This window comes from Brucella grignonensis, from assembly GCF_002252505.1.
Taxonomy (GTDB): domain Bacteria; phylum Pseudomonadota; class Alphaproteobacteria; order Rhizobiales; family Rhizobiaceae; genus Brucella; species Brucella grignonensis.
On sequence record NZ_NNRL01000163.1, the window covers coordinates 773,977 to 785,572 of the forward strand.

Here is an 11,596-nt window from a genome sequence, read left to right on the forward strand (position 1 = left end):
AAGCGAATGAAATCAGTCCGAACCATTGGAGAGGTTCGGACTGTAAGAGCCAAGTTATCAGTCTTGATCGAAGATCAGTGCGTTTCCGTTCATGCAATAGCGAAGACCTGTTGGTGCTGGACCATCAGGGAAAACGTGCCCTAGATGCGCATCACAGTCGGAACAGCGAATTTCGGTGCGGTTCATGCCATAGGAATGATCTTCAAAGGCAGCCACGGCATCCGGTTCGATTGGTTGATAGAAACTCGGCCAGCCGGTTCCGGATTCGTATTTTGTTTCTGATTTATACAACGGGCGATCACAACATACGCAGCGATAAATACCATGCAGGGAACTGTCGAAGTTGGGGCTGGAGAATGCACGTTCAGTGCCATGCTGACGGGTGATCTGGTATTGGATTGGCGTAAGCTGCTCGCGCCATTCCGCATCCGTCTTTATAACCTTCAATGTGCGGGATCGATCGGTAGAGTTAGACATTTATATCTCCTCTCTTGTGCGGCGCCGTATGGATTGGACAGGCGCACAGTGCAAGTTGGGCATAAACGCTTCAATACACAGCTAAATTGCTTGTGTATCTGAATGCCGGCATGTGCACTATGGTTCATGGCGATTATATAGTTGGTGGATAAGCCAAATGCGAGCTGATCTGAATGAAATATATTCTAATTATGCCTTTTTGCTGCCCGACTCCCTATTCAATGTCGCAATCAATAAATTGTGTTTGCAGTGGTAGCGGTAAATAGACTTCGCGGAAAAAAACTATTGCTTATGTGTGAGCTGCAAATTAAGGAAGCTGCTGAAAAGAGATGCTAATCCCCCCATATTCGAGAATAAATGACAGAGCTGACAACAGCGCCGAAGGCGTTTGGCTGGTTTGAATAGCGCTTCACGTTTGGTGTTTAAGTACACTGTATTTGGATATCCAAGAAGAATTCAATTCTGTTAATGTAATGTGGTTTGACAATTCTATTGCAAATGGCACTATTCATTGATACTTGCATCGCCGAATGAGTTGGGCAGGGCATAAGAATTTCGCGTAGACGGCAATCGGTTCCGAGAGTTGCAGTCTGCTTGAGCTAAAGCAAAGACAAAAAAAGGAAAAACAATGGAAAATCCTGAAATTTTCGACGAGAGCGCAGAGTTGCTTCTCAGCCTTACTGCTGATGTTGTTGCTGCCTATGTCGGAAACAACTCCATTCGTGCGAGCGAACTGCCTCTCCTGATTTCGGAAGTGCATTCTGCTTTCAAGCGTCACGTTGAGCGTGAAGAAGCTCCGGTCGTTGTTGAAAAGCCGAAGCCAGCCGTCAATCCTAAGAAGTCTGTTACTGACGATTATATTATCTGCCTGGAAGACGGTAAGAAGTTCAAATCGCTCAAGCGTCATCTCATGACACACTACAGCATGACCCCTGAACAGTATCGTGAAAAGTGGGATCTTGATCCTAACTATCCGATGGTTGCTCCTAACTATGCAGCAGCGCGTTCGCGTCTTGCAAAGAAGATGGGCCTGGGCCGCAAGCCTAAGGACGCATAATCGAATCTGATTCAATCAGATTGGCACTCCGATTTTGGCCCGGAAAGCATGGATTTTCTGCATGCGTTCCGGGCCATTATTTTTATGTTTGTTCATTTTTTGTGGGCATTCGGCGTATATTCCCCCCGCCGAGGCGATCAAACGCCTGTTTTAAAGCGATATGGCGGTTGAGATCATAACTCCAGTGACTGTTGACGCCTTTCAGACGTTCACGTTCGATCAGACGACTGAGCTTTGTCTGTGCCTGGACCCGCTCTGCTTCCGGTGCGTTTAATAACTTATCCATATCAATTCCGGCGATCATTTGCAGCGCTACGCGCTGCATTGCGCACATTCGTTCCTCTTTTTGTGCAGCCAGAAATTTTATGCTCGCTTGTTTCAGTGCAACTGCCATCATTTTGACCCTCATCAGTTTGTTGCTGGTTCGGATGAGAGGATCGCTCATGTTCGGTGCTGTTGGATAAGATTCCTATTTTATATAATCTCAGTGGATATATACCCGGATTGGCGTTGTAAAAAACTTATCCACGCTTGCAATTTTCTCATTATAAGAAGATATTCCTATTACGGTGAGGAAAGATGAATGTCTTTGGAACTAACAGATATCATCCATACCCGGGCTGAGGCTCTTGAGGTTTTAAAAGTGATCGCAACGCGACACGGACGAGCACTCAAGATCGATAATTCTGGTCGTGCGTTGGGGCGAAGGCGTCAGGAAAAAAGCGTGGAACTTTGTGACGCTCTGATTGATCTGTTGTCCGCCTATTTTGCTGTTAGCGGTGCAGAACTGCGCTCGCCCTTGCGATGCAGAAGGGAGGTGGCGCAAGTCAGGCAGTTGGGGATGTACCTTGCACACACGTCGTTTGGAATGGTGATGAGCGAAGTCGCGGTCGGGTTTGCCCGGGATCGTACTACGGTCATGTATGCCTGCCATCTGGTGGAGGATAGGCGCGATGACGAAGATTACGATGCCATAGTTTCTATGCTGGAAAAGGTGGTCAGTCTGGGGTTCTCGGCTTGGAGGATGGCAGCATGAGTGATGTGTTTTCAACTTCGGAAGCAAGAATCCTTCGCTTTCTTAAGCAGGGTGGATGTGACGTTCAGGATTCAGTACGTGAAACGCATGTCCTGCTTGTGGGAGAGCAGGGTACAATCGCTGCAACGCGTGCAGAACTCGAGACGATGCAGAAGCGCGGTATCCTGCTATGCGAAGGGCAGCGGTTGGTGATCTCTGGAGCCTCGCGTAAAACTGCGAGTAAAAATGTAAAAACCGCGCGGAAAACAGAAACGATAGAGTTTGAGCACGGTGAAAAAATTGAAATCAATCCGTCTGAATCTCCTCTCGCCAAGCTCTATCGTCTGCGCAATGGCGATGGCGAGAATTTTATTTCTGACGATGAGTTTCGCGCAGGCGAGCGATTGCGGGCTGATTTTACCCGCGGCTCCATGATGCCATCGATTTCGGCGCGCTGGGATGTAGGCATCAATAACTCAACGCGATCGGGCCCAGGCGGAATGGCCGAACTCACGGATATCGCGCTTGCAAGCCGGATGCGGGTAGAGCGCGCACTGGAAGCGGTTGGGCCGGAGTTGAGCGGTGTCCTGATCGATGTCTGTTGTTTTCTGAAAGGGCTTGAGACTGTAGAGCGGGAACGTCAGTGGCCTGTGCGGTCAGGAAAAATGCTGCTCAAGACGGGGCTCGCCATGCTGCACAGGCATTACAGTCCACAGAAACAAGAACGGCGATCTCCTGAGGTTTTGCATTGGGGAGCGAGCGATTATCGACCAATTGCTCACCCCAGCCAAGGCTGAACTAGAGCGCATCCTGAAAATATGAAACGGTTTTCAGGATACGCGAATTGATTGCATTGACCTAACCAAAAGTTTGAATAACAAGCAGTCAACTACCGGGGGTAAAAATGCAAAGCAGTCGGCAAAATCTGGAACGAGTTCTGTCAAAGCTGGAGGCGCGTGCAGGCGACGAACAGGTGTTCGGCACGGTCTATGCAGATGCAGCACGTGCTGAGGCTGATGCTTCAGACGAACGCCTGAAAGACGGGGCCTCGCTCGGTCCGCTTGATGGACGAATTGTTTCAATCAAGGATTTGTTTGATGTAAGAGGGGAGTCGACATTGGCGGGGTCCGTCATTCGCAAATCGGCTTTGCATGCGAATAACGACGCGGTCATCGTTCAGAGGCTGAAAGACGCCGGTGCAGTCATTGTTGGCAAAACCCATATGACAGAGTTTGCTTTTACTGCGGTCGGATTAAATCCGCATTACGGCGTGCCGGGTAATGCGATTGATTCAAGCCGGGTTCCCGGTGGTTCCTCCTCAGGCGCTGCGGTTTCTGCGGCTGAAGGCACCAGCGAGATAGCAATCGGCTCCGATACGGGCGGCTCCATCCGTATCCCTGCGGCTCTGAATGGCTTGGTAGGTTTTAAGCCGACTGCACGTCGCATTCCGCTGGATGGCGCTTTTCCGCTGACGCCCGCTCTTGATTCAATCGGACCTTTGGCCAAAACGGTCGCCGACTGCATTCTCGCGGATGCTGTGATGGCGGGTGAGGCGCCGATTCTGCTAGAGGCAGCATCGTTAGGTGGACTGACTGTAGGATTGCCAAAAGGCCTGCTTTTGTCGGAGTTGGAACCAGAGGTAACTGCTGCATTCAACTCGGCAATTTCGGTTCTGATCGCAGCAGGCCTGCGGGTCGTTGAGCTGGAACTGGATGATCTCATTCTTCAACTGCGCGATGCGACGCGCATTGGTTCGATTGTAGGTATCGCAGCCAGTCGTATTCATGCCGAAACATGGCTCAAAGATCTAGACGCGAATGTCGATGACAGGGTAAAGCATACGCTTGCAAAGCGGTTGGGCGTCTCGGATGAGGACTTCGCAGCATTGATGCAGACGAGAACACGGCTCGCATATGAAATGGAACAACGGCTTGCTGGCATTGATTTTTTTGTGACGCCGACAACACCGATTGTTGCGCCAACAATTGCATCGGTCAGCGACAATTCTGCCGAATATGACCGCGTTGAGAGCCTATTGTTGCGAAATACGCAAATTGCCAATCAATTTGATCTTTGCAGCATAACGCTGCCGCTGCCTGTTACGGGGTTACCGGTCGGTCTGATGATGACGGCACGCCATGGAACCGACAGGCAATTGCTGTCCGCAGCACTGTCGGTTGAACGCTTGTTAGGCTGAAACTTTGAGCGCTTCGGCATCACGGCGGATACGCGCGACCATGGAGCGCAAACCATTGGAGCGCTGCGGTGTGAGATGCTCATCAAGCCCCAGCTTCTTGAGCACTTCCTCTGGATCAGACGAAACAATTTCTGAGGCCTTACGGCCTGAATAGAATGCGAGCACAATAGCAACGAGACCGCGCACAATATGCGCATCGGAATCGCCCAGAAATTCAATGATTGGGTCATCGCCGTCGTGTGGAATAGTCTTGAGCCATACTTGGCTGACGCAGCCCTGCACTTTGTGAGCAGCATCGCGGGCATCGTCTGGATAAGCTGGTAATTCCTTACCCAGATCAATCACATAGCGATAGCGGTCTTCCCAGTCATCGAGAAATTCGAAGTCGGAGATGATGCTGTCGATAGTGGTGGTCATGATATTTGTCCGAAATCCGTATGGTATATGCCGCCTATATAGGGATAAAAGCCGCAAACGTCACGGAAAACCGTTAGTTCCTTGCAGGAATTGCGCTGGTTGGCGAATGATCAGAGTACTGCCAGAAAAAATGCGAAGCGGTTTTTCGTCGGATAATGTTCAAGAATAATGGCTAGAGCGGTTTCAACGGTTCAATCTTAGCTGGAACTGCTCTAAGCGCACGCAGTGCTTCTGAACGCGGTGTGGGAATCGGAACAATGTGTGATGAGCTTGGTGTCGGCTCTTGCTTCGCAACAATGGTCGGGACCGGATCAGATGGTTGCTGTTTAGTGCCGAAACGATCGCTTAAATATTCGAGTATACCGCCGCTACGCTCAAGCATTCCACTCGCGGCACTCGAAAGTAACGATGTTCCGTTCTCACAGAACGAGGGGTTGTTTACACAGAGCTTGCCGATTTCCAATGCTGTTTTGCCGTTAGCCAATAGCTGATCAACGGAGCCAGGTTCACCTTTGACCTGAATCGAAGCCGCATTCTTTTGCGGTGTTTCTTCTTGGTCCGCAGGGAAGAGGTGCGGCATCACCATGAATGCCAGCGACAGCCAGATTGCGGATTTGATAAGAAAACGGATCATTACGCTCGAAGTTTGCTGGCCGGGATTGGCGGGATCATTGTCTTCTCAATTTGAAAAGATTCCGTAACCAAGGGTTTTAAGCCTATTCGAGAGGATTTTTGACGCGTGGGAGCCGAACATGACCTGTCGATATCCACCATCTGTTTACCATAGCGGAAAAACTCGGGCTCTGATCTGTCAGATTCTGCATAGAGACGTTTAAGATGCTCTCGCTTTATCGTTTCTTTAAAGCCTCACCTGCAATTCTAGCATCAATAGGCAGATCCCTGATGGAGAAGCCGCACGAGCATTGAGTGGGTAAGGCAAGTTGAACGCCATTCTTTTAAACGTAGCACAGACCGTAGGCACGAAGGTGCAGGCGCTTGCGCGTTTTCACGAACGTTTTTGCCAGCGCTGGACCGAGCAGTCGGATGCATCTGCGATTCGGGTTGTTGGCTCGTTCATGCTCGTTCCCGTTCTCCTGTTTGCTGCCGTTCTCGCTTCTGGTGTTACGACAGATTTTGCAGCACTTGCTGTGCTCGGTGCCAGTTTCGCCGGTGCTGCGATGATTTTCTGCGCTTTGAGCCTTATGGGCTTGAGCGCTGCTGTTCTTGGAACATTGAATTTCGCGATCTATGGCGCGGGTCTTGCCGCAATTGGTATATTTGCGACTACCAGCAATATCGCTCTTTGGGTGATGGCCGCAGCCTTGCCTCTTGAGGTCTGGTTCGTAAGCCGCAAGCCTTTGGCCGCGTTTGCAGGTGTGGCGCTTGCAGGTGTGGTTTTGAGCGCTTTTGCACTGACGAACAGTATTTCCGTTGCCAGTGGATCATTGGCATCGCTGATCGTCTTGATGCTTTATATGGCAAGCCTTGTTGCCCGCAGCTTCACAATCAAAAATGTCGTTGTATCGAAGCCGTTCGCTCAGCAAAAGCCTTTGGTCACCAAGGGTGATGTTCAACTCTCAATGGATTTTGAGGGTATTATCTCTGAAATCGACGCACAGTCGGCGGCACTTCTGGGCGTAGAGCCCAAGATGTGTGAAGGCATTGCATTGATTGACCGCGTTCATGTCGCTGACCGAGTGGAATATCTATCGCTCCTCGCAGACTTGCGTTTAGGCCGCACGGCGCGCCCAGCGGATGTTCGTCTTCGTACGCTCGAAAATGGCAGCCCTGTTTTCCTCGCTTTCCGCATGGAAGGGGTTGCTGCAAATGGCATCATTACACTTGTTGGGCGCTCGCTTGAGGGTGAACAGAAGCTCATCGAAGAAATCAATGCGCTGAAAGCGCAGCTTGAAGCCGAACGCATCGGCAAAGGTCGTCTGCTTGCAACTGTGAGCCATGAACTGCGCACACCTTTAAACTCGATCATCGGCTTCTCAGATATGCTTTCACATGAAATGGGCTGCCAGCTGCAGAATGAGAAGCAGCGCGAATATGCAGGTCTTATTCATAAGTCGGGCCATTATCTGCTGGAGCTGGTGAACTCAGTGCTTGATATTTCGCGGCTTGAAACCGGCACTTATCGCATTGAACCACAGAGTTTCATTTTCCGCGACGCGGCTGAAATGTGTGCCGCAGTCATGCTCCCGCAGGCTGAAAAGAAGGGCCTCGCACTTTGCCATCGTGTGAATGCGGCTACGGGAGAAGTGGTGGCAGACCGTCGTGCAGTGCAGCAGATTTTACTCAACCTCACAGCCAATGCGGTAAAGTTCACGGAATCGGGCGGTTGTGTCACTATCGATGCGGCGCGCGTGATGGTCGATGGCCGGTCTCAGCTCGAAATTATCGTGTCCGATACTGGTATTGGTATCGAGCCAGAAGATATGCAGCGCATTGGATCGCCTTTCGTGCGAGCCGACAATAACTATACGCGCGCGCAAGAGGGGACTGGTCTTGGCCTGTCAGTGGTCAAAGGTCTGGTGGAACTGCACCAGGGTACAATGCAAATTAAAAGCTGTGTGGGCGAAGGAACGGTCGTAACCGTTCACTTGCCAGTGGCGGGTCCGCAAAAACTGTTCGAACAGGATTCTTTGGGAGCAGAAGATCAACAGCAGCTTGGCACGGTGATTGATATACACCGTCACCAGGGAGAACGAAATAATGAGTGGCAGAAAGACGAAGTCCGGGAACAAAGCCCAGAGCGGATCAATGCGCAAACCCGCAAAACAGCATAGTCTCGGTCGCCGTCTGCTCAAATTCTTTTTCAGTTCGGCTTCCGCGCTGGCGATTTTTGCCGGTGATTTCATCGTACGCAATCCCGTCCTAACGGGCGGTGCGACAGCATTTGCCGTGGTGTTGGGTTTTGTTTCGGCCAATGCGCTCTGGTATCAGCCCGAAGCGCATAATGCAGTTTTCTTTAAAACGCGTGCAGATTTCGTCTTCAAGGCAACGCCGCGCGCAGTTCTGCCCGGCACGGCTGCTGTCGATAAACCTCAAGAATCGCCAACGAAAACTGCAAGCACAGAAACGCCTGTAACCACACCACCGCAATCGCAGACGGAAGCTGCGGAATTGTCTCCAGATCGGTTGCAAGTTACTGGTTCTATCGATGAAATGTTACCAGCGCTCGCGCCTAATGCCGATATTGAGATTGCACGGCTGCAACAAAGACTGTTGACGCTCGGTATTTACCAAGGTGCAGTTGATGGCTTCACAGGTCCTCAAACCCGTGAGGCTATCGAACGCTGGCAGGCATTACAGAAGAAGGTCGGTGTTCCGGCACAAAATGGTGCAACGCAGACGACAACTGAAGACGACGTGGCCAAGGTGATCGACCTGGCCGTACCGTCGCCCCGCCCTGAGCCTGCTGTCTTGAAAGTCGACACAACGGCAAAACGTGCACCCGATCTCGCTTCGCTGGAACGCAAGCCAGCACAGGAAAAGAAGCAGACAGCGGCAGTACCAGCAGTGCAGCAGCAGGCGAATATTTCCTCACAGGACATTGTGCGTGTGCAGGCTGGTCTGAAAGCTTTTGGCAATGAAATGGTGAGTGTTGACGGTGTTCCGGGGAAATCCACGCAGGATGCCATTCGGGAGTTTCAGAAACTGTTCAACTTGCGTGTAACCGGTGAAGTCGACGCTGCATTGATCTCCAAAATGCGTGAAATCGGGCTCATAAGTTGATCCAAGGTGAACCATGCGCCTGACATCGGATTTCTGGGTTTCGGCATTGATCCGTAAAGTACAGGGCGAGGGCGGCTTTGCTTATCTCGCTCGCCGCGGTTCCAAAGAAGCGGGTGCGATCTTCATCAAGCTCAGTTCGCGCTTCGGCACCTGCGACTTATACTCGCCGGCTCCGCAAACATCCTATGAAGAAAATACTGATGGAGAGCGCATGTTTTTGCGTATCCTCCATGATGTCGACGATATCAAAGCAAGTGAGCGCATGGAGCGCGAAGTCCGCTTCGATCCTGATTTGTGGCTTATCGAGCTCGAAGATGTGGCTGACCCTGCGAGCCTGTATTTGGTTTCACCGGATAGTTTATAGGCTCGAACGTATCGTTGCCGGGTTTTCGTCCGCGGCGGTTGCCATCTCGCGTAACTTGCTGCGCAGCAGTTTCGACATGTCATCAGCCTTCCAGCGCCGCACAAGCATCATCGCTTTTTCGCGGTCGATAGAACGATAGATTTGAATGAATTCGCGCAGACTATGACGGTCCGCTGCAACGGTTCCCAGAACTGCCGACATGGTCATGAAGCATTCGGCGGCGGAAAGCCCGAGTGCGCGCAACGCTATAGGCAGATGTGATTCTGGCCACTGGCCGATAATGTGGTCCGCACGTTCAAACGACACGTCCAGCGAATCGGCCAATGCCGTACGGAAAATCTGATCATCAATCAAAAGTGCTGTGTCGATAAGGTGGTCGGGGCCTGACAGCGCACTTGTGCCGAAGAACGACGACTGTGGGGGTAAGTCATTATTCGGGTTTTCATTGCTGCTTGAATCCACCGATGTGCTGGGCATCTTGGTTTCAAGACCAGCAAGGTTTTCCTGCAATGCCAACAAGCGATCGATTGCCGGATCAGAGAAACTTCGCAGGACACCTTTTAGTATCGGGTCGTCAGATTGCCTGCGCGCGATGGCGCGAGCATGAGCAAGGCCGTGTTTGGCGATGATATCGACGAGATCTTCTGATCGTAAAACCGGAGAACGCAGAAGAATAGGGGCGGAAATCTCAACAGGTTCGTTTGCGAGCGACAATACAAGGCGCCGCGGCGCTTCTTCGATCTGCGCAATTGCATGTGCTGCTTGCCGTTTACCGCGCATGGTTGCGCGTTCAAGCAGTGGAAATGTCAGGTCTTCAAGCTGATGAGCTTCCTGTCGTCCGGGACGCGTGACCGAGGCAAACGCAGCTATTGCAGCGACCAGAAGGTCGTCTGCTTTGCTACCATCAGCTCTTGATTTTGATTGGTTCCGATTACCTGAAATCTCTTCCAGGACGCGGAACTGATCGTTTGTCACGCAATGTACTCCGGTAGGCTAAAACTATTAACGCGGCCTGCCGCATGTCGGCAGATTGGATAATAGGTATGAAGCCTTAGCAACTCATTAACCGTGAATAAGAAAGCGTCTGCTTTGCAGGTAGTTAACTCGCTTCATATGGCAGGCAATTGGCTTGGGTGAGGAAGTTCTTCACCTGCTGCTGCCAGCTCGCGTCTGGAACGAAACTGCGTAGGACAACAGCGGCCTCGCTGATGTCCTGCTCGATAATGATGGAGCGACCGTCGTTCTGCACACCCTCGGCGCGAAGAGCCGCAATGCCAATCGGATCGGCGATAATCAGATCAAGCTCGCGGTCGTTCGATACATTGTCATTGAGACTATAAAGATTATCGCCATTGGGTGCATAAACAGACAGCGACCAGAAGGGCAGATTGCCTTTCGTGGTGATATGTACCGGTCCATCCGTCAGATCAAAGCGGCATGCTGCCTGTTCCATCAGCGGGTCCTGATCGCTTACAAGTCCCGATTTCTCGGAAAGATAATGAAAGCGATAGCCATCCCCCAGGGATTCCAAATGCGACCAGGCATTTTTGCTTGAATAAAACGGAACGAGCAACAGAACGGCGATATGCACGATTGCTGCGCCAACCAGACCGAGAAGCAACAGGCGGAGGAGTTTAGCCACGGCACGCCTCCACATTTGCGACAGGCATAATACGTGGCATGACGAGATCAACCAGCCCGGAAGAGCTTGCAGCCGGTGTGTCGTAGAGTGTCATGACCAACACAAAATTACCGCTTCCTTCGACAGGAAGCCAGTTGCCAGGGCTGGCACTCGGTCCCACAGTGACTTGTACGCTGCCGTCAGTTTCATAAAGCATCTCCCGCGAATGAAGTGCTGGCTGGAGGCCCATGCGCGGCGTAATCGGTTCCAGATTGGAGTTGGCCGGATAAAGGGTCCAGAAACGCGCCGACGGTGTGAAGCCGCTCAAACGGTAACTGCACCCCCGTTTAAGTTCGCGTCCGTTGCTATCACGGCGCGCGTAAAACGGAAGTCCTTCTGCAGCCCCGAGCGCGAGATAAGCTTTTCGTGCAGCTCGCGCCTTGGAATAGGGATCAGCATCGGTTGTGCCAGACGCTGGATAGGCATTCCACGCCCCGAGCTGCAATTCGCCGAAGCCGTCAAAATGGTCAAGCGTATAGTCGGTGACCCATATGCCGCCGCCGAGCGCAATAGCCAGTACGGTCAAGACTTTGAGAATTGTCTTCAGCATTCTAGAGCATTTCTGGTTTAAGTTTGATCATTAGAAAGGCTCTATCTCTTTGTTTTTGCGCACATCTTGTTCCGAAAACCGGTTCCCACTGTTCGGG

The 11,596-nt window shown here is 51.5% G+C and carries 14 protein-coding genes; 7 read left to right on the plus strand and 7 right to left on the minus strand.

Annotation, left to right across the window (positions count from 1 at the left end):
* Nucleotides 1-57: 57 nt before the first annotated feature.
* Complete coding sequence (gene msrB, locus CEV33_RS17530) at nucleotides 58-477, minus strand: peptide-methionine (R)-S-oxide reductase MsrB (protein ID WP_094541665.1); 420 nt, start codon at nucleotides 475-477, stop codon at nucleotides 58-60.
* A gap of 628 nt (nucleotides 478-1,105) precedes the next feature.
* Between msrB and CEV33_RS17535 the strand changes: the two genes are divergently transcribed.
* Nucleotides 1,106-1,534, plus strand: a complete 429-nt coding sequence (locus CEV33_RS17535) for a MucR family transcriptional regulator (RefSeq protein WP_024897256.1) — start codon at nucleotides 1,106-1,108, stop codon at nucleotides 1,532-1,534.
* An 82-nt stretch (nucleotides 1,535-1,616) separates the two neighbouring features.
* On the opposite strand, the gene CEV33_RS17540 is transcribed toward CEV33_RS17535, so the two are convergent.
* The gene (locus tag CEV33_RS17540) at nucleotides 1,617-1,931 is read right to left on the minus strand and encodes a cytoplasmic protein (RefSeq protein ID WP_374816612.1); all 315 of its coding nucleotides are present in this window, start codon (nucleotides 1,929-1,931) and stop codon (nucleotides 1,617-1,619) included.
* Nucleotides 1,932-2,123: 192 nt separating this feature from the next.
* On the opposite strand from CEV33_RS17540, the gene CEV33_RS17545 reads away from it, so the two are divergent.
* From CEV33_RS17545 to CEV33_RS17555, 3 genes are all read left to right on the plus strand, one after another.
* Entirely contained in the window at nucleotides 2,124-2,570 is a 447-nt protein-coding gene (locus CEV33_RS17545; RefSeq protein WP_094541770.1) for a helix-turn-helix domain-containing protein, read from the plus strand.
* Nucleotides 2,567-3,346, plus strand: a complete 780-nt coding sequence (locus CEV33_RS17550) for a DUF6456 domain-containing protein (protein WP_094541666.1) — start codon at nucleotides 2,567-2,569, stop codon at nucleotides 3,344-3,346. Before CEV33_RS17545 ends, CEV33_RS17550 begins: the two co-directional genes overlap by 4 nt.
* Before the next feature lie 107 nt (nucleotides 3,347-3,453).
* On the plus strand, nucleotides 3,454-4,746 hold the full coding sequence (locus CEV33_RS17555; protein WP_094541667.1) for an amidase: 1,293 nt from the start codon (nucleotides 3,454-3,456) through the stop codon (nucleotides 4,744-4,746).
* On the opposite strand, the gene CEV33_RS17560 is transcribed toward CEV33_RS17555, so the two are convergent.
* A complete protein-coding gene (locus CEV33_RS17560; protein WP_094541668.1) occupies nucleotides 4,738-5,163 on the minus strand; it encodes a SufE family protein in 426 nt (141 codons plus the stop codon). The genes CEV33_RS17555 and CEV33_RS17560 overlap by 9 nt on opposite strands.
* 172 nt (nucleotides 5,164-5,335) lie before the next feature.
* Nucleotides 5,336-5,797 carry a hypothetical protein gene (locus CEV33_RS17565; protein ID WP_094541669.1) on the minus strand — a complete coding sequence of 154 codons (462 nt, stop codon included), beginning with the start codon at nucleotides 5,795-5,797 and terminating at the stop codon, nucleotides 5,336-5,338.
* A gap of 307 nt (nucleotides 5,798-6,104) precedes the next feature.
* Between CEV33_RS17565 and CEV33_RS17570 the strand changes: the two genes are divergently transcribed.
* The 3 genes from CEV33_RS17570 to CEV33_RS17580 are packed head-to-tail and all read left to right on the plus strand — an operon-like array spanning nucleotide 6,105 to nucleotide 9,268.
* Entirely contained in the window at nucleotides 6,105-7,955 is a 1,851-nt protein-coding gene (locus tag CEV33_RS17570; RefSeq protein ID WP_094541670.1) for a sensor histidine kinase, read from the plus strand.
* On the plus strand, nucleotides 7,930-8,904 hold the full coding sequence (locus CEV33_RS17575; protein ID WP_094541671.1) for a peptidoglycan-binding domain-containing protein: 975 nt from the start codon (nucleotides 7,930-7,932) through the stop codon (nucleotides 8,902-8,904). The genes CEV33_RS17570 and CEV33_RS17575 overlap by 26 nt, the downstream gene beginning before the upstream one ends.
* A gap of 13 nt (nucleotides 8,905-8,917) precedes the next feature.
* Nucleotides 8,918-9,268, plus strand: a complete 351-nt coding sequence (locus CEV33_RS17580; protein WP_094541672.1) for a DUF1491 family protein — start codon at nucleotides 8,918-8,920, stop codon at nucleotides 9,266-9,268.
* On the opposite strand, the gene CEV33_RS17585 is transcribed toward CEV33_RS17580, so the two are convergent.
* The 3 genes from CEV33_RS17585 to CEV33_RS17595 all read right to left on the minus strand — a co-directional run bounded on the left by CEV33_RS17585 (nucleotide 9,263) and on the right by CEV33_RS17595 (nucleotide 11,499).
* A complete protein-coding gene (locus tag CEV33_RS17585) occupies nucleotides 9,263-10,243 on the minus strand; it encodes a DUF2336 domain-containing protein (protein WP_094541673.1) in 981 nt (326 codons plus the stop codon). The genes CEV33_RS17580 and CEV33_RS17585 overlap by 6 nt on opposite strands.
* Before the next feature lie 124 nt (nucleotides 10,244-10,367).
* Nucleotides 10,368-10,910 (minus strand): DUF1254 domain-containing protein, encoded by a 543-nt coding sequence (locus CEV33_RS17590; RefSeq protein WP_094541674.1) that lies wholly within the window; start codon nucleotides 10,908-10,910, stop codon nucleotides 10,368-10,370.
* Nucleotides 10,903-11,499, minus strand: a complete 597-nt coding sequence (locus tag CEV33_RS17595; RefSeq protein WP_094541675.1) for a DUF1214 domain-containing protein — start codon at nucleotides 11,497-11,499, stop codon at nucleotides 10,903-10,905. The genes CEV33_RS17590 and CEV33_RS17595 overlap by 8 nt, the downstream gene beginning before the upstream one ends.
* Nucleotides 11,500-11,596: the final 97 nt, after the last annotated feature.